A 21,204-nucleotide genomic window follows, 5' to 3' on the forward strand; every position below is an offset into this window, starting at 1 on the left:
ACGCCGCCCGGGCTTTTTTTCGCCGGTATCTCGTGAGAAGATGGCGCAGGCGCTCATCCGCAAATCGCCCCGCTTATCCATGGCAGGCCGCGCTCGTCGCACGCGTCCCAAAATCCGCGGCGGATGCGGCAAAGTGCCCGCATGACACTGTCGTCATGCCACGGAGACTCTCATGAAACCAGTTATCGTGCTGTTCGCGGCCCTGAGCGCCGCAGCCCTTGTTGCCTTCGCCAAGCCGTCGGCCCAGCTGCCTCCGGAATGGGGCGTGCATGGCAACGCGCCTTCGCAGTACGAAGCGGGCATCGGCCAGGGCGGCATTGCCCGCGGCGGCGATGCGAAGTACCTGAAGCACGCGGCGGGGGAGGGCAACAGCTGGGCGACCCTGATGCAGAGCGTGTCGGCGGAAAGGTATCGCGGCAAGCGAGTACGCTTCGAGGCCAAGGTGCGTACGGAAGGCGTGACGCAATGGGCTGGCCTGTGGATGGGCGTCACGGAAGGCGGCAGGCAGCGCGCCTTCCACAACACCCAGGAGCAGCCGGTGAGCGGCGACAGCGGCTGGCAGACCCGCGCTGTTGTCCTCGACGTCGCCCCCGATGCGAACGCCATCAATTTTGGCCTCATCTGCGCGGGAAAGGGCACGGCCTGGATCGACGAACTGAAGTTCGAGGTCGTAGGCAGCGATGTGCCGGTCACCCGGTTCAGCCAGCAGCGCAAGCTGCCGACGAAGCCGGTCCTGTGATCGGGTTTCTCCTGCCACCTGTTGCGGCTTCGGGACGCGTTCCCGGAGCCGAGGGGCTGCACCATGCGCTGCGGCGTACGGTTTCCTGCACGCGCCCCCAGGCGCTCGCCAGCGCGGCTGCGCTGGCCGCGCTGGTCCTGGGCGGCTGGCTCACCGAATCCTTTAACTGGCTTGTGCTGTTCGGTGCACTGCTTGTGGGCGCAGCTGTGGCGCACGGCCTGCTCGCCCTGTGCCGCATCGGGCTGCCCCAGAGGGCGGGCTGGGAATGGCTCTGGCTGATGCTGGCGCTGTCCATCCCGCTGGCTGCAGGCGCCGCCGTGCTGGTGTTCCGGGCCTGCGCGCCGCATGTCCGCCTGCCGCTTCTGGACCATGGGCGCGTCTTCGTGAGCGCCGCCGTGTTTCTGTCGCTCGCCGTCGCGTTGCCACTGCTCGCAGCGCAGCGCCAGGCGCGCGCGCTGCATGTAGCAAACCTGGAGCGCGCGGCGCTGGCGGCGCAGCTCAAGTCCCTGCAGGCGCAGGTCGAACCGCACTTCCTGTACAACACCCTCGCCAATACGCGCTATCTGGCGAGGCACCAGCCCGAAAAGGCGGTGCATATGCTGGATCACCTGATCGCCTACCTGCGCGCGGCCTTGCCGGACATGCGCACGGAGGAATCGACCGTGGGCCGCGAATGCGAGCTGGCGGAGCACTATCTCGGCATGATGGCGATCCGTTTCGGCGAGCGCCTGGGCAGCGGGATCGACTGCCCGGCGGACCTGCGTGACGCCGCCATGCCGCCGCTCATGCTCATGTCGCTGGTCGAGAACGCCGTGCAGCACGGCGTGGAACCCAAGCCGGGTGCGGTGCGGGTCCAGGTGTCGGTCCGGGCGGAAGAAAAGATCTTGTGTGTTCTCGTCAGCGACGATGGCGCAGGTCTTGGGCGCACGACGCTCGGCAGCGGCGTCGGCCTGCGCAATGTGCGCGAGCGGCTGGCGGCGCTGTATGGCGAGCGCGCGGGCGTGGAACTGCGAACGAACAGCCGTGGCGGCACCGAGGCGGAATTGCGGCTGCCACTGATACTGGAACGCCATGACTGAAATCCTGATTGCGGACGACGAGCCCCTCCTGCGCGCCGAGCTGCGCGAACAGCTGCACAAGCTGTGGCATGACGCCCGTGTGGCAGGCGAGGCATCCGACGGATACGAGGCGCTGCGCATGGCAGGCGAGCTGTCGCCGGATGTGGCCTTTCTCGATATCCGCATGCCAGGCATGAGCGGTATCGATGTGGCGCGTGCCTTTGGCAGCCGCACGCATGTGGTCTTCGTCACGGCCTACAGCGAGCATGCGGTGAGCGCCTTCGATGAAGGAGCGGTGGATTATCTGCTCAAACCGATCGACCCTGGGCGGCTGGCCCGCACCATCGCGCGCCTGCGCGAGCGGATGACGCAGGCGCCGCCCGCACTGGACCGCATCATGCAGCGCCTGGAGGAAAAGCGTCCCGCGCCATCATGGATACAGGCCTCCATCGGCAGCACGGTGCAGTTCATCGACCTGTCCGATGTGCTGTACTTCGTGGCGGAAGACAAGTACACCCGCGTGGTGACGGACAAGCTGCAGGCCCACATCCGCACGCCGCTGAAGGAGCTCGGCGAGTCGCTGGAGGGGGCGGGATTCTGGCAGGTGCACCGCTCCTATGTGGTCGCGGTGAAGCGCATTGCGGCTGCCGTCCGCGATGCGGACGGCGCCATGTGGATTTCCTTGAAGGAGAGGCCGGAGCGCCTGCCGGTGAGCCAGCGCTTCCAGGGGCGCTTCAAGGGGATGTGACCGGCAGGTTCGCCAGGAAGGCGTGGATCTGCGACACCACGCCAGCCCCTTCGCCAACACCAGCCGCTACCCGCTTGGTCGATCCCGCCCGCACGTCGCCGATGGCGAACACGCCAGGCACGCTGGTCTCCAGCGCCGCGCGGTCCGGCATATCGTGCGGGTACACGCCTTCGGCGAAGTTCGCCCTGCACTGGGCCTTGGCCACATCGAAGCCGGTGCGGATGAAGCCCTGCGGATCGACGTCCACGCCGCAGTCGCCCAGCCAGTCCGTATTGGGGTCCGCGCCGATAAAGAGGAAGAGGCGGCACACATCGTAGTCCGTTTCCGCCAGCGTGCGGTTGTTGCGCACCTTCACCTGCTTCAGGCCTTCCTCGTCGCCTTCCAGGGCCACCACTTCCTGGTGCGTGTGCAGCACGATGTTCGGCGTGGCCTTGATGCGTTCAATGAGATAGGAAGACATGGTGGCTTTCAGCCCGTCGCCGCGGATCACCATATGCACCTTGGAAGCATGGCCGGACAGGAACACCGCCGCCTGGCCCGCCGAGTTGCCGCCGCCGACGAGGATCACCTCTTCGGTCTTGCACAGGTTCGCCTCGATGCGCGAAGCCCAGTAATAGATGCCCTTGCCTTCGAACTGCTTGATGTTCGCCAGCGGCGGACGGCGGTAGCGCGCGCCGCAGGAGAGCACCACGGTGCGGCCCTGCACCTGCGTGCCGTCCTCCAGTTCTACGCGCAGGGGATAGGTATCGCAGATCAGGCGTTTTGCATGGGCGGGAATCGCCACCTCGACGCCGAACTTCTGCGCCTGCACATAGGCGCGTCCCGCCAGCGCACCGCCCGAGATCCCGGTGGGGAAGCCCAGGTAGTTCTCGATGCGCGCGCTGGCCGCCGCCTGGCCGCCGTAGGCGCGCTGCTCCAGAGCGAGCACCGACAGGCCTTCGGAACCGGCGTACACGGAGGTGGCGAGGCCCGCGGGTCCCGCGCCCACCACCACCACGTCCCACACCTTGCCGGGATCGAGATCGGGCAGCAGGCCGAGGCAGCGGCCGATGTCGGCATTGGTGGGGTTTTTCTTCACGCTGCCATCCGGGCACACCACCAATGGCCAGTCTTCGGACGTGGGCTGGTAGTACTCGCACAGCGTGCGGGCCTGTTCGTCCGTCTTCGGATCGAGAATGGTGTGCGGATGGGCGTTACTGGTCAGGAAGCTTTGCAGGTAGAACAGGCGTTCGTGGCCCGCCGGGGCCACGAGCACCGGCCCGCCGGCGCCTACTTCCAGCAGGCCCACGCGGCGCAGGATCAGGGCGCGCACGATGCGCTCGCCCAGCTCCGCTTCCGCGATCACGAGCGCGCGCAGGTTCTCGGGCGAGATGATGAGCGCCTCGACGTCGCCCACGGCGGTGGCGTTCACGAGGGAAGGGCGGCCCGCCAGCTGCGACACTTCGGCAGTGAATTCGCCGCGCCCGTGCTCGGTGATGAAGGAGGTGTTGCCCAGGCCGTCGTAGCGGCAGATCGCAATGCTGCCCTCCAGGGTGACGACCATGCCGAAGGTGGTGTGGCCCGCCTCCAGGATGCGCACGCCGTTTCGGAAGGTGCGCACGGTACCGAAGCGCATGAGGCGCTTGAGCTCCTGCTCGTTCAGCTTGGGCATCACCTGGTGGCGCCGGGTCTCCAGCACCGAAGAGGGCACCTGTTCTTCCTTGTTCGATTCGGGAACGAACTCCGGTGGGGTCAGACTCATGTTTGCCATGGCTATTCTTGTCGTGGGATTGAAAGCGTTGTCACCGCAAGTCTACCTGAAGGCGATGCGGCAGAGTTACAATCCTTGGATGAACATTGCCATCCGCGGCGCCGCCGAAACCGATCTGCCCGCGTTTTTCACTTATCTGGACGACCACCTGAAGGACAACGGCGCGAACGGCACGCCCCTGTTCCAGCCCATGCCGCGCGGGGCCTCCCGCTTCCCGGCGGAGAAACAGGGGAGCTTTGTGCATGGCCTGGCCACCCCGCTCGATGGCGCTGCATGGCGCCGCCTGTGGCTGGCCCTGGACGGCGAACGCATCTGCGGGCATGTCGACCTGCGGGCCCGCACGGAGGCCGCGGCCCGCCACCGCATGCTGCTGGGCATGGGCGTGGACCGCGCCGCCCGCCGTTGCGGCCTGGGCCAGCGCCTGCTCGATACCGCCATCGCCTGGGCCGAAGAGCAGCCTGGATTCGGCTGGGTCGACCTGGAAGTGCTGAGCGCCAACGAGCCCGCCCGCGCCCTCTACCGCAAGCGCGGCTTCGTGCAGACGGGCGAGATCCCCGACCTGTTCCGCATCGACGGCGAAACGCTGGGCTACACCTACATGAGCCTGGCCTTGGAGCGCCAAGCGGGCTGACTCAATAGGGTTTAGAATGGTTCTTTTGGTAAAAGAACCTGATCCCAATGGCATACAAGACGATTGCCGACACCATCGGCAACACGCCCCTGGTCCAGCTGGTGCGCATTCCCGGCGCGGACGCGGCAGCCCGCAACAACATCATTCTCGGCAAGCTCGAAGGCGACAATCCCGCCGGTTCCGTCAAGGACCGCGCCGCCATGTCCATGCTGCGCCGGGCCGAGGAGCGCGGCGACATCAAGCCGGGCGATACCCTGATCGAAGCGACCAGCGGCAACACCGGCATTGCCTTGGCGATGGCGGCCGCCATCCGCGGCTACAAGATGGTGCTCCTCATGCCGGAGAACCTGAGCGAGGAGCGGCGCCAGAGCATGGCCGCCTACGGCGCCCAGATCATCCTCACGCCCAAGACGGGCGGCATGGAATACGCCCGCGATATGGCCGAGCAGATGCAGCGCGACGGCAAGGGCCGCATCCTCGACCAGTTCGCGAATGGCGACAACCCGCGGGCCCACTACGAGGGCACGGGTCCCGAAATCTGGCGCGACACGGGCGGCCGCGTCACCCATTTCGTGAGCGCCATGGGCACCACGGGCACCATCATGGGCGTATCGCAGTACCTGAAGGAGCAGAACCCGGACGTGCGCATTATCGGGGCGCAGCCGGAAGAGGGGTCATCCATTCCCGGCATCCGCAAATGGCCGGAAGCCTATCTGCCGAAGATCTTCGACAAGGCGAGGGTGGACCAGGTGGAATATGTCAGTCAGGCTGCTGCGGAGCGCATGGCGCGCCGCATGGCAGCGGAGGAAGGCATCTTCTGCGGGATCTCGGCAGCAGGCGCCTGTGAAATTGCCTTGCGCATTTCGCAGACCGTGGAAAACGCGACTATCGTCTTCATCGTCTGCGATCGCGGGGACCGTTACCTGTCCACCGGGGTTTTCCCAGCGTAAATAACCGGCCCTCTCTCCCCTGGATGAGGGGAGGGAAACATACCTCGCGAACGAAAATCAGCTGTTGTTTTCGTTCTTCTGCGGGGTTTCGCCTTCTTTAGGCTTGAACTGCTTGTCGCTGATGCGGAACTTGTTGCGGCGGTCGCCCATCAGGTAGCGCAGGTCGCGGATGCTCAGATCGCTGACCTCGTGCATGCGGATCAGCAGCGAAGCGCCGACCGGCAGGCGGTGGTGGCGGATTTTGCTGATGACCGGCGGCGCCACTTCCAATGCGCGCGACAGGGCGGCATCGTTTTTCAGACGCAGGTTCTCGATCAGGGTGTCCAGCAGACGATTGGGGTTGTATTGCAGCAGATCGTCGCCTTCCGAATCGCTGTTCATATCAATGCCGACTTGGTTTGTCATGATACGTCTGTTCCTTCTGTAAAGTTGGGTCCTGCAAAGTTCAACACTCGGAGCTGATGCTGCGTTCAAGGAACGAATTCACACTCGGAAAAACCGGGACACGTTTCAGAATATATACACAATTGTACAACATCATGCAATCTAATACTCACGAGCAATAAAAAATAACATATTGACTCGTTTCCCGTTGTCTCATCGCAACATTGTGTGAGAATTCTACCGTACTTTTTGTGGTATGGTAACGGCCCCAGCCTTGCCTGCGCTGCAAGATTAAGTATAAAGCAAATCCCGCCCAATGTTGCTATGGAAGATAGATTCCGTGCCAAGTGTTGCTTGGGCACATTATCGCCTTCCTTGCATCGGTACAAGTCTGCTTACGCTTCCTTACATCAATCAAGGCTCGCGGCGAGCGAGCTTGACGGCGCGGCCCAGCTCCACAACTGACATCGCATAGAAGTAGCTGCGGTTGTACTGGGTAATCGTGAAGAAGTTATTGGTGGCTACCCAATATTCAGTCGGCTCCGAGCCGTTCTGCAAATCCACCAGGCCGTACAACATTCCCTGGGGTAATGTCGATGTGGTGGCAACCCCGTCGGCAATCAAGTCCTCTGGACGGAATTTTGCTTCCAGCCCTTGGTTGATGTACTTCTCCCAGGCGCGCGCGGGGGACACGCGGGCCGGATAGACGAGAGGACCGGGCTGGTCGCGCTGCCAGCCGTGGCCCACCAGGAAGGCGGCCACGCTGCCGATGGCGTCGGCGGCCGAATTGCGCAGATCGATCTTGCCGTCGCCGTCGAAGTCCACGGCGTACTTGGCAATATTGCTCGGCATGAATTGCGGCATGCCGACGGCGCCCGCATAGGAGCCCAGCAGGCTCATGGGATCGGTGCCCGTCTGGCGGGCATAGATCAGGGTGCTTTCCAGTTCGCCCCGGAAGAAGGCCATGCGCGCTTCGCGGTTGGGCGCGAGCGGATAGGCGAAGGCGAGGGTGGTGATGGCGTCCATGACGCGGAACTTGCCCGTATCCACGCCGTAGATCGTTTCCACGCCGATCACGCCCACCAGAATCTCGGCCGGCACGCCGTACAGCGATTCGGCGCGGGCGAGGGCTTCGCGGTTCTCGTTCCAGAAGCGCACGCCCGCATTGATGCGGATCGGCTCGATGAAGCGGCTGCTGTAGAGCTTCCAGTTCTTCGGCTTTCCGGGCGGCGCGGGCTTCACCAGCTGCACGGCGGCATCCACGTAGTTCACGCGGCGCAGCAGGGCTTCCAGTTCTGTGCGCTGGAAGCCGTGGCGGCTCACCATGTCGTCCATGAACTGCTGCACTTCCTTCCACTGGCCGAAGTTGACGAATTCGCCTTGCGTGTCGATGGCGGGCGCCGGCTTCTTGACGGGCTTCTTCCTCGATTTCTTGACGGCCGTCTTCTTCTGAGGCGCGGCCTGGGCGGCGGGCGGCAGGGCCAGCGCGCCAGCCAGGGCGCCGCACAGCATCAGGGTGGAAAGGTGTTTGGGCGTGAATCGCAAGGCAAATCTCATCGGGCTAGGGTTAGCAGTTCGGCCAGCCGTTTTGCTGACCTGGTTCTTTCGTCTTCGTCCATGGCGCGGTACTTGAGTGCGCCATACAGTTCCAGCAAGGCCTTCATGGCCTGTTTTTTTTCCTCCGGAAGCTCCACTCCGTCCAGGCGCTGCGCCAGGGTGTGCGGTCCCGCGTCCGGCGGCAGCTGCATGCCCAGCTTCTGCAATTGCAGGCGCAAGGACTGGTAAGCGGCCTCCACCGGATCGCGCCGCACGCGGGCGCGCAGCAGGCGGAACAGCCAGGCCAGGGCCGCAAGGGACAACAGGGCAGCCACGGTACGCCAGCTGCTCAGCGTTGCGGATAGTTCCTGAAGGAAATTTCTCTGTCTCTCGGCATTGTAATCCAGGACCCATTGGTTCCATGCATTATTCAGCGCATGGATGTTGTAGCGTAGTCGGGAAAGCCACGAATCCCTGTCGTTCTGCAGGTCGAGCAATCCCTGCAGGCCGAAAGGCGCGGTGTCGGGCAGGGCGCGGGACAGGCTGCTGCGGATGCGTTCCGGCGACACGGCCGCCGTCGGGTCGACGCGCACCCAGCCACGGTTCGGCAGCCAGATTTCGCCCCAGGCGTGAGCGTCGGACTGGCGCACGGTGAGGAAGCCGTCCACCGGGTTCATTTCGCCGCCCTGGTAGCCGGTGACCACCCGCGCCGGGATGCCGGCCGCGCGCATCAGCACCACGAAGGCGCCCGCGAAGTGTTCGCAGAAGCCCTGGCGGGTGTCGAACAGGAAGCCGTCCACCGCGTTGCGTTCCAGCAGAGGGGGCTCCAGGGTGTAGGTGAAGCCCTTCTCGCGGAACATCTGCAGCACGGCTTGGGCGACGCGCGCCCCGTCGCCATTGGCGGCATCGCGCAGCGCGCCGCCCAGCGCCAGGGCGCGCGGGTTGGCGCCGCGCGGCAGCTGAAGCCATTTGTTCTGTTCTTCCAGTTCCAGCGCGGCCTGCACGCGGTAGTCCGGGTAGGCCGTGGCGTCGTAGCGGATGCGGTCCTCGATGGGGCGTATGGTCTGGCTTTCCAGTTCGTCCGTGCTGATGACGCGGTGGCCGGGAATGTAGAAGTCCGGCGCCCCCAGCTCCAGCGTGAACAGGTAGCGGCGGCCGCTGGGCTCCATCGTCACCTGGTGGCGCACTGGCTGGCCGCGCAGCTGCATCGTGAGCTTCGGCGCGCGTTCCCCGCGCGTGAAGACGGTGCGCCCGATGCGGGTCCAGGTGCGCCCGTCGTACTGGCTGAGCACAATGCCGCGCCAGTACAGCAGCTGCTGCGGCGGCACGGCGTCTTCGAAGCGCACGCGGAAGGCCACGGCGCCCGATTGCGCGAGCGAGGACATGGAGCCCGGCGACATGGTCTCGGAAATGCCGGTGCGGCCGCCGCGCGCATCGCCGGGCAGGCCCCAGAGCGGACCCTGGATGCGGGGGAAGGCGATGAAGAGCACCGCCGCCAGCGGCGAGGCGATAAAGAAGAGTTTTGCCGCCGTGCGCAGGCGGGCCTTCAGCGGCGGCACCGTTCCCGTGTACTGGAAAGTGATCTGGGCGGTGAGCAGCACGATGATGGTCACCACCATGCCCAGGGCCGTGAGAATGGACTGCGAATAGAAGAAATTCGTCAGCATGAGGAAGAAGCTGAGGAAGCAGACCACATACAGGTCGCGCCGCGCGTGCATCTCCAGCAGCTTGAAGGCCAGCAGCAGGGCGAGCATGGCCACGCCGGGATCGCGCCCCAGTATCGTGCCGAAACTCAGATAGACGCCCCCCATCGCCATCAGGGCAACCGGCAGCAGCAGGCTCACAGGCGGCATGCGCGTGCCGCGCCAGGTGATGGCCGCGCGCCATAGCAGGGTGACGATGGCGGTGGCGCTGGTCCACACCGGAAGGTGGGCGAAATGGGGCGCGATCACCAGCAGGGCGCCGGCGAGGAGCAGCAGGGTGTCCGCCTTGTCGCGCGTGAGGCGCTTCGCCAGGCGCTCGCCTATCGCAGCCGTGTTCACGCGGCCTCCTTGCCGTACAGGGCCAGGGCGCGCAGGCATGCCGCCTGATGCGCCTCGCCCAGCGCGGCGGGGTAGCGCTGGTCCCCGATGCGGAAGGCATAGGGCAGGCCGCGCTGCTCCGCTGCCAGCACCCAGGCCGTCATGCGCGAGAGGCGCAATTCAAGGCCGATGGAGGCGGGCAGCGCATCGAAGTCCAGCGTGAGTTCGGCGGTGGCGCCGCCTTCGAAATGCTTGGTCACCAGCTGGCCGCCGTGGGCGGGATCATGGCGCGCGATCTGGCGCCAGGCCAGGTGGCGCATCGGGTCGCCCGGCTGGTAGCTGCGGATGCCCGCGAAATTGTCCAGCCCCACCTGGCCATGGCCTTCCTCGCTGGCTGCGCCAGTGGTGGGCAGGGGCGGAGCGTTCTGTTCGGGGTAGGGGTAGACCAGCACCTTCAGGTCCGGCTGCCAGTAGCTCCAGGCGCCGAACAGGCCAAGCGGAAAGCGGGTGGCCAGGCGCACGCGCGGCGCCGCGCACCAGCCGCGTTCCTTCGCTGGAGTGGAGAGCTGCACGGCGCTGTCGCTGCCCGCCGCCACATCGGTGGCCAGCAGGGGCTCGCCGTCGCGCTGGAAGCCGAGCCAGATGGCGAAGCGGTCGCGCGTGGTGGGGTTGCGCAGGCGCAGTTCGAACTGGGCGTTTTCGCCCGCGAAAACGGGCATGGACCGCCCGGGCGCAAGGCGCAGCTGGGCGAGGTTCCGCGCCGTCATCACCATGTCAGCAATGGCGCAGGAGCCGGTGAAGAAGGTGAGCGCGAAACCGAGGCCGAGGTTGTAGTTGATGGCGCCGATCAGCATGAGCAGCAGCAGGCCGCAGAAGGCCATGCCGGGGCGGGTGGGCAGTATGAAGACACGCCGCCGCGTCAGCACCACTTCGCCCGGCTCGCTGTCCCTGAGCTGGAACAGCCAGCGGCCAGCGAAGCTTTTGGCGGCGGCCAGCATCTCAGACGGGCACGGACTTCTGCAGCTGCAGCACCAGGTCGCGGCTGGCCAGCGCCACGCCCTGCGAAGACTTCACCGGCCGCAGGCGGTGGGCGCAAACCGGCACCAGCACGGCCTGCACGTCCTCGGGAATCACGTGGTCGCGGCCTTCCAGCGCGGCCCAGGCGCGCGCGGCCTGCATCAGGGCGAGGCCTGCACGCGGGCTGAGGCCTTCGGCGAAGGAGCCGTTCTGGCGCGTGGCCTGCACCAGCGCATGCACATAGTCCACCAGGGAGGCCGAGGTGTGGATCTTGCGCAGGCCGCGCTGCGCTTCCGCCAGTTCTTCGGCGGACATCTGCGCCGAAAGCGCCTTGAGCATGCTGCGCCTGTCCTCGCCCATGAGCAGCGCGCGCTCGGCCGCGGCATCGGGGTAGCCGAGCGAGAGGCACATGAGGAAGCGGTCGAGCTGCGATTCGGGCAGGGGGAAGGTGCCTATCTGGTGGGTAGGATTCTGGGTGGCGATCACGAAGAAGGGCTCGGGCAGGGGGCGCGTGACGCCGTCGGCGGAAATCTGCCGCTCCTCCATCGCTTCCAGCAGGCCCGATTGCGTCTTCGGCGTGGCGCGGTTGATCTCGTCGGCCAGCAGCACCTGCGTGAAGATCGGCCCGGGGTGGAACATGAAGGCGTTCGCCTCCCGTTCATAGATGGAGATGCCCGCCACGTCCGCCGGCAGCAGGTCGCTCGTGAACTGGATGCGGTTGAACTGCAGGCCGAGGGAAATGGCCAGTGCGTGCGACAGCGTCGTCTTGCCCACGCCCGGCACGTCTTCCACCAGGAGGTGGCCGCCCGCGAGAAGGCAGGTGAGCGCCTGCCGGATCTGCAGGTCCTTGCCGACGATGATTTGGCCTACCTGGTCCGCTACCGCATGCAGTTTTGTAAACATGTTCTCTTTATAGTAGATTACCCGTTTGGGGATTCTACCCCGCGACATGACCGATGCGGTACAGAAACGAGCCACATGAGCACAGCAATTTACAGCCATCCCGACTGCCAGCGCCACGAAATGGGAGCCTGGCATCCCGAATGCCCGGCGCGGCTGCAGGCCATTGCGGACCAGCTCATCAATTCCCATATCGACGGTCTCCTTGAACACCGCGAGGCGCCCCTGGCCGAGGTGGCGGATATCGCGCGCAACCACACGGCCAATGCCATTGCCATCGTGCGCGACCATCTGCCGCAGGAAGGGGAGGACTACTACCCCATCGACGGCGACACCTCGCTCAACGCCCACAGCTGGCGCGCGGCGCTGCGTGCCGCGGGAGCGGCCGTGGCGGCGACCGATGCGGTGATCGACGGCGAAATCGGCAACGCCTTCTGCGCCATCCGCCCGCCGGGCCACCATGCGCGCCCGTCCTCACCCATGGGCTTCTGCATGTTCAACAACGTGGCCATCGCCGCGCGCCATGCGCTCGAGGAGCGGGGCCTGGAACGGGTGGCGATTGTGGACTTCGATGTCCACCACGGCAACGGCACCGAGGAGAGTTTCAGGGACGACCCGCGCGTGCTGATGGTGAGCTTCTTCCAGCATCCCTTCTATCCCTACAGCGACCCGCTGCCCGTGACGCCGAACCGCGTGAACATTCCCGTGCCCGCGTACACCAAAGGCGACGTGGTGCGCCAGCTGGTATCCGAGCGCTGGCTGCCGGCGCTGGAGGCCTTCAGGCCGCAGATGATCTTCATCTCGGCCGGTTTCGACGCTCACAGGGAGGACGATATGGGCGGCATGGGCTTGGTGGAGGCGGATTACGCCTGGATGACGGAGCAGGTCATGGACGTGGCGCGCCGCCATGCGCAGGGAAGGATCGTGAGCTGCCTGGAAGGCGGCTACAACCTGTCCGCCCTGGGCCGCAGCGTCGTCGCCCACGTCAAGGCGCTGGCCGAGATCTGAGCCGTGCCGGGGCCGCCTCCGGTAAAATAGCGGATTGTTTACGCGATTCAGAAGGCAAGAGCATGTCAATCCAATGGTTCCCCGGGCATATGGCCGCCGCCAAGAAGAAGGCGGCCGAGCAGATGGCGGACGTCGATGTCGTCATCGAGGTCGTCGATGCGCGCCTGCCTGCGGCCAGCTGCAATCCGCTGGTGGATGAACTGCGCAAGTTCCGCGCGCGCCCCTGCCTGAAGATCCTGAACAAGGTGGACCTGGCCGATCCCGCCGCCACGGCAGCCTGGGTGAAGCACTTCGAACAGGACAAGGACGTTACCGCCTATGCGATGACGACCAAGAAGCCGTCGGACGTGGCCAAGGTGATCGACAAGGCGCGCGCCCTGGCGCCGCACCGCGGCGTGCCCACCAAGCCGCTGCGCATGATGATCATGGGGATTCCCAACGTCGGCAAATCCACGCTGATGAACGCGCTGCTCAAGCGCCGCGTGGCCAAGGTGGGCGACGAACCCGCCGTGACCAAGACGCAGCAGAAGATCTACCTCGACATGAACACGGCCATCATCGACACCCCCGGCCTGCTCTGGCCCAAGATCGAGATGCCGAGCGACGGGCTGGCGCTGGCCGCCAGCCACGCCATCGGCGCCAATGCCCTGATCGAGGATGAAGTGGCGATCTGGCTGGCGGAGGAGCTGCTGAAGCGCTATCCCGAGCTGTTGAAGGCGCGCTATGGCCTGAAGGTGGAAGAGCTGGACGGCGTGGGCGTGGTGGAAGGCGTGGCCGCCAAGCGGGGCTACCGCATCCGCGGCGGCGACTGGGACTTCGAGAAGGCCTCCCACATGCTGCTGCAGGACTACCGCAGCGGGGCTCTGGGCCGCATCTCGCTCGAAACGCCTGAAACGCGCGCCGCCGCCCTGGCCGTGCACGCGGAGGAGGAGCGCGTGAAGGCCGAAGCGGCGGCGCGCAAGGCCGCCGAGAAGGAAGCCGAGCGCATGAGGGGCAAGCGCGGAAGCTAAGCCGCCGCAGCCTCGCCGAGGCGGAAGCTGGAGACCGACAGCGCGCCGAAGAAGGCATCCTCGTGATAGACCGTGGCGGCAGCTTCCTGCTCCGCCGCTCCCACCGCGACCATCAGCGGCAGCAGGTGCTCCTCTCGAGGATGCGCGGCGCGGGCCGCCGGCGCTTTCTCCCAGCCGATCAGGCGCTGCGTCCTTTCCTGCGGCGGCAAGGCCATGGTTTCGCGCAGCCAGGCATCGAAGAGCCGCGAGGCTTCCGCTCCCGCGCCGCCGAACTGGCGCAGGTTGTGGTAACTCAGGCCGCTGCCCACGATCAGAATCGCTTCCTCGCGCAGGGGCGCCAGCGCCCGGCCCACGGCCAGGTGCCGGGCCGGATCGAGGCCCTGCTGCAGCGAGAGCTGCACAATGGGCACATCCGCCTCCGGGAATACGGGATACATGGCGCTGAAGGTGCCATGGTCGAATCCTCGCTCAGCATCGAGCACGGCGGCGTGCCCGGCAGCGCCCAGCAGGTCCTGCACGCGGCGCGCCAGTTCAGGCGAGCCAGGCGCCGCATAGCGGATCTGGTAGGTGTGCGGCGGGAAGCCGCCGTAGTCGTAGATCATGGGCGGCTGGGCGCCAGCCGAGAGCATGAAGTCGCGGCCTTCCCAATGCGCGGTGACGACGAGAACGGCCTTCGGCTTGCCGCCGATCTGGCGCGGAATATCGCGCAGGGAGGCGTCGAGGGCGTCGTAGGCGCTGCCGTAGGCATCGCGCATCCAGGGCCAGGGGCCGCCGCCGTGGGACAGGAAATAGGTGGGCAGTGCAGTCATTGCGGGCTCCAATACAGGTTCGTTTCACTATACTGGCGCCCACATGGCCGATCAATACGCCAAATGCTGACGCTCCGTTCAGTCTTTGTGAACGATGCCCGCCAGCGAAACGAGGGCGAACAGCCGCGCTGTGCGCATCCAGGCGATAAGCAGCACAATCAGCTGGGTCACTGCGAAGGCGGCAATCCATCCCGCCGTGCTGGCCGCCGGAATATTGATGCGCGCAATGCCCAGCAGTGCCGCCAGCAGCGCGCCGCATGCTGTCAGGGCCGCGTAGGCCCCCAGTGCGGCGCCGGGACGGCGCGCCAGCAGCTTCAGGCCGCGCCACCAGCCCTTGACAGCGGAGCTGCGGCGGCGGTCGGCAGCCAGCGCGGCACGGCCCGCGTCCAGCGTGGCGTTCGCCAACAGCAGCAGGAGTACGGTGGCCGCGATGGCGGCCATGTCGCCCAACTGAGCATCCGAATACAGCACGGCCTTCTTCGCATGATCGGTGGCGAGATCGGCCAGCTTGCCTCCGATGGCGCCAGCCACGCCAAACGGCACAACGGCCCAGAGCAGCATGCGGAACATGCGCGGGTATTCCGCCATGCCGCCCGCGAACAGGACGCCGAAACGCGCAGGCTGGGGCGAGCGCGCCGCCGTGACCACGGCGCCGGTGAGGAAAGGCGAGAGCAGCAGGAGCAGGACAATGGCTGCTACGCCGCCCGCGCGGAACGCAAGCTTGTTCTCGCCGATGGCGGCTGCGAGGTCGGTCAGCGCAGCCAGGTCCAGCTCCTGGGCCAGGGCGGCGGCGCGCACGGAATGGTCCAGCGCCGCGGACAGGGTCGACCACATGGGAACGGCCAGGAGCAGCGTAGGCAGCAGGGAGGCGCCCAGCCAGACCAGCAGGAGGCGCCATTGCAGGGCCGCACGGGCGGCATTCACGATGTTCTTCATACGGTGGCAATCAAGGCAAGAATGGTCTGGACGATGGCGGCGAAGTCGAAACTCCAGCGGCGCGAGGCGCTGCTGTCGGCCTTGATGGTGCGGCTGTCATCGAGCTTGCTGGTGTCGAGCATATGTTTGCGTTCGGGGTCCAGCTCCGCCGACACGGCCTTCGCAGGCTTGATCCACTCGAAGCGCTTCCAGCGTTCCTCGCCGTTCCATTGCACGGTTTCCTTGCTGCCGTCGGCGAACTTGACCACCAGCGTCTGCGGCACGGCCAGGCCGCGGCGGCGCAGGATCACGGTGGTGCGGAAGGGGAAGGGCCCCGTGCCTTCCTTCGCGTCGGGATGCGCCTTCTCCCATTTCCCGCGCAGATTGTCTTCCTGTTCGCCCGCCTGGTCCGCCGTGCGCTCGATGCGCCTGGCCTGTTCCGTCATGTAGCCGGGCTGCGGCAGCTCTTCCTCGCTGTCGAGGGCCGCAATGCGGTCGTCGACCTTGTTCACGGCATAGACCTGTTGGGCAAACATTCTCTCCACCAGCTGGCGCTGGCCCGTCGATTCCGCCAGCACTTCGCGCAGGTCCGCAATGCTTGGATGGCGGAACTTCCAGCGCCGGTAGTATTCCTTGAAGGCGCGCTCCATCGCTTCCTTGCCGACCTGCGCTTCGAGATCCCGCAGCGCGACGGCCGAGCGCGAATACACTGGGCCGATGCCTTGCAGGCGGCCGTAGGCGTTCTCGCCCAGCGGGTCGGCGGGGTTCTCCAGTGCTGCGCCGGCGCGCTGGAAGGCAAACACGTCCCAGGTGGGGGCGATGCCCAGGCGCTTGAGCCAGGGCGTGGTGGCGGGGATTTTCCGGCCCGCGTCGCGCAGCATGCGCACATCCCAGTACTCGTTCAGCCCTTCGTCCAGCATGGGCTCCTCGAATTCGTTGTTCGCCAGGATGCCGTAGAAGTAGCCGTGGCCGAATTCGTGGATGGTGACGAAATCCAGCAGCATCTCGCAGGTCGTCCCCGGCGACGCGTCTTCGCAGCTGTCCGTCGTGAAGAAGGTGGGGTATTCCATGCCGTCCGCCTCCGAGGCATTGTGCGGCGGGATCACGATCGTCACGGTCTTGTAGGGATAGGGGCCGAGCGTGTTCGAAAAGTGGCTCAGCGCGTCCTTGGCGGCCTTCAGCGCGCGCACGGCATTGTGCGCGTACTCGGGCGGGAAGAGCACCGTCAGCTGCACTTTGGGGCTGCCTGGGCCGGTCCAGGTATCAATGAGAGGCCTGGCCGTGCGGTTGTCCGCTGTCCAGGCGAAATCGTGCACGTCGCCCTGCACGTAGTGGTGGGTGAGCAGGCCATCCTTCTCGACAGGCGCTCCCTGCAGCTCGCCAGTGGCGCCCACGGTGTACCCTTTCGGTACCGTGAGTGTCACGTCGTAGCTGCCGAAGTCAGCATAGAACTCGGATTCGGCATGGAACTCGTGCACATTCCAGCGCGTGGCGGTGGCGCCGCGTTCGCCCGGCAGTTCCAGCACTCCGATCTTGGGAAACCACTGGGCCACAAGGTGGAAGCTGCCGAAGTAGCCCGTGCGCGCGATCACGCGCGGCAGCTGGTCGAAGAAGGCGATATCGAGGGTGGTGCTGCCGCCCGGTTCCACGGCCTGCGGCAACTCCAGCTTCACCACCGTCTGGTCGGTGGAGGGACCGCCGTCCGGCTGCACGAAACTCCAGTTCACGGCCGCGCCGTTCTGGCGCACGTTGCGCAGCTCGATATAGCCCCATTCGCCGTCCTTCACGTCCGGGGCGCCGCCCCGGTTGCGCAGTTCGGTGAAGAAGGTACTGCCGCCATTCTGGAAAGCGTTGAGGTAGAGGTGCAGGTAGACGGCGTTCACCGGCTGCTGGCTGCGGTTGCGCCAGGTGAGCTGCTGGCGGCCCTCCACCGTATGTTTGACGGGATCGAGCCGGGCTTCGATCTTGTAATCCACTACCCGGTCCGACAGCGTGGCCTCGTTGCCGCTGCGCTCTCCGCCCCAGGCGCCGGGCGCGCTGGGCGTCCGCACGGCAGCGGCATCGGCCGCAGCGAAGGGAATGCCGGTGTCCGTGGTGGGCGTAGGCACGGCGACAACGAGGGCGCCCTGGGCGAACAATGTGGACTGAAGTGCAAGACCGGTCAGCAGGGCGGCGGCGGGCAGCACATTGAGCAGGCGGCGGAATCGCATCGTTTCCCAATATCAGAAAGACAAGCCCGAAATATACCCGATTAAGTCAGCCTTAATCGCCGCGGGAACAAAAAATGCTAAGCTGCGCGCGTCGATTGATTACCCAGGAAGGAAGAACACCATGCGTTTCATGCGCTTCATGTTTGCCGTTTCGGCACTGATGGCTTTCACCGCTGGCGCCCGCGCGGCCGATCCGAGGGAGGGCGTGGAGTACCAGCGCCTGGCGAGCCCCGTGCGCACCGAGGCGCCGGGCAAGAAAGTGGAGGTGGTGGAGTTCTTCATGTACACCTGCCCGCACTGCCACTCGCTGGACCCCATGCTGAGCGACTGGGTGAAGAAGCAGGGCGACAAGATTTCCTTCCGCCGCATCCACTTCCCGCAAGGTGGCAGCGATCCGCTGGCGCATGCCTATATCACGCTGGAAGCCATGGGCCAGCCGGACGCGGTGCACAGCAAGATCTTCCGCGCCATCCACATCGACCGCTCGCGCATCTACCGCGACGAGAAGGCGCTGAACGATTTCATTGTGGCCAACGGCATCGACAAGGCGAAATACGATTCGTACTTCAATTCTTTCGCCGTACAGACTAAACTTAAGCGTTCGGCCCAGGCAGTGGCGGCCTACAAGGTGGATTCGGCCCCGACCATCGTGATCGATGGCCGCTTCGTCACCTCGCCCACCCTGGCCGGCAAGCCGGGCCAGTCGGAAGCGGCATCGCAGATGCAGACCCTGGCCGTGATGGATTACCTGGTCAACAAGGCCGCAGCCGAGAAGAAGTGAAAACCATGAACGAACGTGAAGAAGGCGCGATGAAGATGTACAGCGAGCTGGAGCCGGATGAGAGCCGGCTGTTCAGCACGAGCAACATCAATCACGCCGCCTGGTGCCTGGTGGTGGCGCTGGCCGCGTTCGCGCTCTGGCTCATGGTGGCGCTGGTGAATGCCGAGAACCAGCGCAATGCGCTGATGACCAAGCAGTGCCAGGACCGCGTGTTCAAGGAAGAGGTGGACAAGATCTGCATGCTCACCGTCCGCTCGCGCGAGCACTGGTGGCAGCATCTCGCCTATGCGCTGACGAATCTCAGCCCCCAGAAGTAAAAAAATCCCGCCTCGCAGCGGGATTTTTTTTCAGCCTACCATCAGCTTGACCGATTTCAGGTCCACGCTGTTCGGTCCAGCGTGGATGGTGAAGCTGCCCGGCTCCACCACCCGCACCATGTCGGCGTTATAGAACTGCAGGTCGGCAGGGCGGATGTCGAAGCTCAGGGTCTTCTGTTCGCCGGGCTGCAGTGTCACCCGGCGGAAGGCTTTCAGCTCCAGCACCGGACGGGTGACGGAGCTCACGTCGTCGCGGATATAGATCTGCACCACCTCGTCGCCCGCCACTGCGCCAACGTTGCGCACGTCCACTTGCACCTGCGTCGATTCGCCCACCTTGATGCTCGCCTTGCTCAGGCGGGGGGCAGAGATTTCGAAGCGCGTGTAGCTCAGGCCAAAGCCGAAGGGGTAGAGCGGCTTGGTGCTGCCGTCGATATAGCCGCGCCGTGCGGAAGGCTTGTGGTTGTAGAACACGGGCAGCTGGCCCACATCGCGTGCGATGGACACGGGCAGCTTGCCGCCGGGGTTGGCGCGGCCGAAGAGGATATCGGCCGCCGCGTGGCCGGTTTCCTGGCCCATGTACCAGCCCTCCACCAGCGCGTCCGCGCGTTCGGCGAGCAGGTTGACGGAGAGCGGGCGGCCGTTCAGCAGGAACACCACGGTCGGCTTGCCCAGGGCGAAAATGGCCTTCGCCAGGTCGTTCTGCTGGCCCATCAGGTCAAGGCTGTTGCGGTCGCCCAGGTGGTTGTCGGCCCAGGCTTCGCGGCTGGTCTGCTCGTTGTCGCCCAGGACCATGATGATGGTGTCGGCCGATTTCGCGGCCTGCACGGCTTCAGCGATCAGGCGCGCGTTCACTTCGGGCGGCGTGAACTTGATCTCGTCCTTGCCCCAGATGCGCTCTTCGGTGATGCGCACGCCTTCCGAGTACTGCAGTTCGAAGCCCTGCGCCTTGGCCTCCGCCTGCAGGCCCTCGTAGATAGACACCACATGGCGCGGCACGTCCGAGTAGCCGCCGATAGGGCAGTCCTTGGCGTGGGTGCCGAGCAGCAGGACCTTGCCCACCTTCTTGCCATTCAGGGGCAGCAGGCCCTTGTCGTTCTTCAGCAGCACCACGCTGCGGCGGGCGGCTTCGCGCGCCAGGGCCACGGCATCCTCTGTGGCGGTCAGCTTGTCGGCCAGCTGCGGATCTACGTAAGGGTTCTCGAACAGGCCGGAAAGGAATTTCAGTTCGAGGATGCGGCGCACGATGGTGTCGATCTCCGCCTCGCTCACGCGCCTTTCGGTCACCAGCTCCTTGAGCTTGCGGTAGCCGAAGCCGTCCGGCGTTTCGATGTCCACGCCCGCCTTGATGGCGCGGAAGGCGGCTTCCTTCTCGTTCGCCACGAGCGAATGGCGGCTCACCAGTTCCTTGATGCCGAAATAGTCGGACACGGTCACGCCCTTGAAGCCCCATTCCTCGCGCAGCACCTTGTGCAGCAGCCAGCGGTTGGCGTGCGAAGGCAGGCCGCCGATCTCGTTATACGAGGGCATGACGGCGGCGACAGGCGTTTCCTTGATCAGCCTTTCAAAGGGCGGGAAGAATTCCTCGCGCAGGGTGCGTTCGCTGACCTCCGCCGGGCCGATATTGGTGCCGCTTTCGGGCTGGCCGTGGCCGGTCATGTGCTTGAGGGTGGCCAGCACCTTGTCCTTTGCCAGCTTGCGGGTATCGCCGGAGAAGCCCAGCACCGCAGCCTTGCCCATCTCGGCGCACAGGTGGGGATCTTCGCCGAAGGTCTCCTCAATACGTCCCCAGCGCGGCTCGCGGGCAACGTCCACCACCGGCGCCAGCGCAAGGTTCGCGCCGCGCGCGCGCATTTCGCGGGCAGCCACGCTGAAGACCTTGCGCGCCATGTCCGGGTCGAAGGACGATGCGAGGCCGATAGCCTGGGGGAAGGAAGTGGCGTCGCGCGCCACATAGCCGTGCAGCGCTTCCTCGTGCATGAACATCGGAATGCCCAGGCGCGTCTGCTCCACGGCCCACTTCTGGGCGGCATTGATGTAGGTGGCGGTTTCCAGGGCGTTCCGGTTGGTCAGCGCGCCGCTGTCGCCCGCGCCGCCTGCCGCGGCCTGGCCCTGGCGGTCCGAGGGGCGTGCGATCATGCCCAGGCCGTGGGGATAGGCCTGCGAGGTCTTGGCTGGGGAGAAGTCGCCGTTGGCTTCCTCGATCTTGTTCTTTTCCTGCCAGATGCAGTCCATCTGGGCGATCTTCTCGTCCAGCGTCATGCGGCGCAGCAGGTCGTCGATACGCTTCGGAATGGGCGCCGCGGCGTCCTTGTAGACGGCCTTGGGGGCGCCGATGGCCATGGGAGGAATGGCGGCCAGACCCGCCAGGCCCGTCATCGATGAGAGGAACTGCCTGCGCTTGTTGCTCATTGCTGCTG

General features: G+C 65.7%; 19 protein-coding genes. 9 read left to right on the top strand and 10 right to left on the bottom strand.

Annotation, left to right across the window (positions count from 1 at the left end; translation table 11 throughout):
* Positions 1-172 precede the first annotated feature (172 nt).
* The 3 genes from LSQ66_RS03510 to LSQ66_RS03520 are packed head-to-tail and all read left to right on the top strand — an operon-like array spanning position 173 to position 2,545.
* Positions 173-739, top strand: a complete 567-nt coding sequence (locus tag LSQ66_RS03510; protein ID WP_231768432.1) for a transcriptional regulator — start codon at positions 173-175, stop codon at positions 737-739.
* Positions 736-1,818: a sensor histidine kinase gene (locus LSQ66_RS03515; protein ID WP_231768433.1), complete on the top strand. Its 1,083-nt coding sequence runs from the start codon at positions 736-738 to the stop codon at positions 1,816-1,818. Before LSQ66_RS03510 ends, LSQ66_RS03515 begins: the two co-directional genes overlap by 4 nt.
* Entirely contained in the window at positions 1,811-2,545 is a 735-nt protein-coding gene (locus tag LSQ66_RS03520; RefSeq protein ID WP_231768434.1) for a LytR/AlgR family response regulator transcription factor, read from the top strand. Before LSQ66_RS03515 ends, LSQ66_RS03520 begins: the two co-directional genes overlap by 8 nt.
* On the opposite strand, the gene LSQ66_RS03525 is transcribed toward LSQ66_RS03520, so the two are convergent.
* Positions 2,532-4,286 carry an FAD-dependent oxidoreductase gene (locus LSQ66_RS03525; RefSeq protein WP_231768435.1) on the bottom strand — a complete coding sequence of 585 codons (1,755 nt, stop codon included), beginning with the start codon at positions 4,284-4,286 and terminating at the stop codon, positions 2,532-2,534. The genes LSQ66_RS03520 and LSQ66_RS03525 overlap by 14 nt on opposite strands.
* Positions 4,287-4,374: 88 nt before the next feature.
* Here LSQ66_RS03525 and LSQ66_RS03530 point away from each other — a divergent pair, with 88 nt between their 5' ends.
* Positions 4,375-4,926, top strand: a complete 552-nt coding sequence (locus LSQ66_RS03530) for a GNAT family N-acetyltransferase (RefSeq protein WP_231768436.1) — start codon at positions 4,375-4,377, stop codon at positions 4,924-4,926.
* Between the two features lie 47 nt (positions 4,927-4,973).
* Positions 4,974-5,876 (top strand): cysteine synthase CysM, encoded by a 903-nt coding sequence (gene cysM / locus LSQ66_RS03535; RefSeq protein WP_231768437.1) that lies wholly within the window; start codon positions 4,974-4,976, stop codon positions 5,874-5,876.
* 57 nt (positions 5,877-5,933) lie between these two features.
* On the opposite strand, the gene LSQ66_RS03540 is transcribed toward cysM, so the two are convergent.
* From LSQ66_RS03540 to LSQ66_RS03560, 5 genes are all read right to left on the bottom strand, one after another.
* Complete coding sequence (locus LSQ66_RS03540) at positions 5,934-6,281, bottom strand: hypothetical protein (RefSeq protein ID WP_231768438.1); 348 nt, start codon at positions 6,279-6,281, stop codon at positions 5,934-5,936.
* A gap of 393 nt (positions 6,282-6,674) precedes the next feature.
* Entirely contained in the window at positions 6,675-7,772 is a 1,098-nt protein-coding gene (mltB, locus tag LSQ66_RS03545) for a lytic murein transglycosylase B (protein WP_407659621.1), read from the bottom strand.
* Between the two features lie 41 nt (positions 7,773-7,813).
* Entirely contained in the window at positions 7,814-9,838 is a 2,025-nt protein-coding gene (locus LSQ66_RS03550; RefSeq protein ID WP_231768440.1) for a transglutaminase family protein, read from the bottom strand.
* Positions 9,835-10,815 (bottom strand): DUF58 domain-containing protein, encoded by a 981-nt coding sequence (locus LSQ66_RS03555; RefSeq protein ID WP_231768441.1) that lies wholly within the window; start codon positions 10,813-10,815, stop codon positions 9,835-9,837. The genes LSQ66_RS03550 and LSQ66_RS03555 overlap by 4 nt, the downstream gene beginning before the upstream one ends.
* A gap of 1 nt (position 10,816) precedes the next feature.
* Positions 10,817-11,737 carry an AAA family ATPase gene (locus LSQ66_RS03560; RefSeq protein WP_231768442.1) on the bottom strand — a complete coding sequence of 307 codons (921 nt, stop codon included), beginning with the start codon at positions 11,735-11,737 and terminating at the stop codon, positions 10,817-10,819.
* 75 nt (positions 11,738-11,812) lie between these two features.
* On the opposite strand from LSQ66_RS03560, the gene LSQ66_RS03565 reads away from it, so the two are divergent.
* Positions 11,813-12,742, top strand: a complete 930-nt coding sequence (locus LSQ66_RS03565) for a histone deacetylase family protein (RefSeq protein WP_231768443.1) — start codon at positions 11,813-11,815, stop codon at positions 12,740-12,742.
* A 62-nt stretch (positions 12,743-12,804) separates the two neighbouring features.
* Positions 12,805-13,752 (top strand): ribosome biogenesis GTPase YlqF, encoded by a 948-nt coding sequence (ylqF, locus tag LSQ66_RS03570; RefSeq protein ID WP_231768444.1) that lies wholly within the window; start codon positions 12,805-12,807, stop codon positions 13,750-13,752.
* Here the strand turns inward: ylqF and LSQ66_RS03575 are convergent.
* From LSQ66_RS03575 to LSQ66_RS03585, 3 genes are all read right to left on the bottom strand, one after another.
* Positions 13,749-14,561 (bottom strand): DODA-type extradiol aromatic ring-opening family dioxygenase, encoded by an 813-nt coding sequence (locus tag LSQ66_RS03575; RefSeq protein WP_231768445.1) that lies wholly within the window; start codon positions 14,559-14,561, stop codon positions 13,749-13,751. The two genes, ylqF and LSQ66_RS03575, sit on opposite strands and share 4 nt — an antisense overlap.
* 78 nt (positions 14,562-14,639) lie before the next feature.
* Positions 14,640-15,497 (bottom strand): hypothetical protein, encoded by an 858-nt coding sequence (locus LSQ66_RS03580; RefSeq protein WP_231768446.1) that lies wholly within the window; start codon positions 15,495-15,497, stop codon positions 14,640-14,642.
* Entirely contained in the window at positions 15,494-17,686 is a 2,193-nt protein-coding gene (locus LSQ66_RS03585) for a M1 family metallopeptidase (protein ID WP_231768447.1), read from the bottom strand. Before LSQ66_RS03585 ends, LSQ66_RS03580 begins: the two co-directional genes overlap by 4 nt.
* Before the next feature lie 121 nt (positions 17,687-17,807).
* On the opposite strand from LSQ66_RS03585, the gene LSQ66_RS03590 reads away from it, so the two are divergent.
* Entirely contained in the window at positions 17,808-18,467 is a 660-nt protein-coding gene (locus LSQ66_RS03590; protein ID WP_231768448.1) for a thiol:disulfide interchange protein DsbA/DsbL, read from the top strand.
* 5 nt (positions 18,468-18,472) lie between these two features.
* Entirely contained in the window at positions 18,473-18,784 is a 312-nt protein-coding gene (locus LSQ66_RS03595) for a hypothetical protein (RefSeq protein WP_231768449.1), read from the top strand.
* Between the two features lie 30 nt (positions 18,785-18,814).
* Here the strand turns inward: LSQ66_RS03595 and LSQ66_RS03600 are convergent, their stop codons facing one another.
* Positions 18,815-21,196, bottom strand: a complete 2,382-nt coding sequence (locus LSQ66_RS03600) for a glycoside hydrolase family 3 N-terminal domain-containing protein (protein ID WP_231768450.1) — start codon at positions 21,194-21,196, stop codon at positions 18,815-18,817.
* Positions 21,197-21,204 lie beyond the last annotated feature (8 nt).

Origin of the sequence: Massilia endophytica, from assembly GCF_021165955.1 — a bacterium.
Taxonomy (GTDB): Bacteria; Pseudomonadota; Gammaproteobacteria; order Burkholderiales; family Burkholderiaceae_D; genus Rugamonas; species Rugamonas endophytica.

Coding starts and splice junctions, on each gene's coding strand:
- LSQ66_RS03510 (WP_231768432.1), top strand. CDS start 173: ATGAAACCAGTTATCGTGCTGTTCGCGGCCCTGAGCGCCGCAGCCCTT.
- LSQ66_RS03520 (WP_231768434.1), top strand. CDS start 1,811: ATGACTGAAATCCTGATTGCGGACGACGAGCCCCTCCTGCGCGCCGAG.
- LSQ66_RS03525 (WP_231768435.1), bottom strand. CDS start 4,286: ATGAGTCTGACCCCACCGGAGTTCGTTCCCGAATCGAACAAGGAAGAA.
- LSQ66_RS03530 (WP_231768436.1), top strand. CDS start 4,375: ATGAACATTGCCATCCGCGGCGCCGCCGAAACCGATCTGCCCGCGTTT.
- cysM (WP_231768437.1), top strand. CDS start 4,974: ATGGCATACAAGACGATTGCCGACACCATCGGCAACACGCCCCTGGTC.
- LSQ66_RS03540 (WP_231768438.1), bottom strand. CDS start 6,281: ATGACAAACCAAGTCGGCATTGATATGAACAGCGATTCGGAAGGCGAC.
- mltB (WP_407659621.1), bottom strand. CDS start 7,772: ATGCTGTGCGGCGCCCTGGCTGGCGCGCTGGCCCTGCCGCCCGCCGCC.
- LSQ66_RS03555 (WP_231768441.1), bottom strand. CDS start 10,815: ATGCTGGCCGCCGCCAAAAGCTTCGCTGGCCGCTGGCTGTTCCAGCTC.
- LSQ66_RS03560 (WP_231768442.1), bottom strand. CDS start 11,737: ATGTTTACAAAACTGCATGCGGTAGCGGACCAGGTAGGCCAAATCATC.
- LSQ66_RS03565 (WP_231768443.1), top strand. CDS start 11,813: ATGAGCACAGCAATTTACAGCCATCCCGACTGCCAGCGCCACGAAATG.
- ylqF (WP_231768444.1), top strand. CDS start 12,805: ATGTCAATCCAATGGTTCCCCGGGCATATGGCCGCCGCCAAGAAGAAG.
- LSQ66_RS03575 (WP_231768445.1), bottom strand. CDS start 14,561: ATGACTGCACTGCCCACCTATTTCCTGTCCCACGGCGGCGGCCCCTGG.
- LSQ66_RS03580 (WP_231768446.1), bottom strand. CDS start 15,497: ATGAAGAACATCGTGAATGCCGCCCGTGCGGCCCTGCAATGGCGCCTC.
- LSQ66_RS03585 (WP_231768447.1), bottom strand. CDS start 17,686: ATGCGATTCCGCCGCCTGCTCAATGTGCTGCCCGCCGCCGCCCTGCTG.
- LSQ66_RS03590 (WP_231768448.1), top strand. CDS start 17,808: ATGCGTTTCATGCGCTTCATGTTTGCCGTTTCGGCACTGATGGCTTTC.
- LSQ66_RS03595 (WP_231768449.1), top strand. CDS start 18,473: ATGAACGAACGTGAAGAAGGCGCGATGAAGATGTACAGCGAGCTGGAG.
- LSQ66_RS03600 (WP_231768450.1), bottom strand. CDS start 21,196: ATGAGCAACAAGCGCAGGCAGTTCCTCTCATCGATGACGGGCCTGGCG.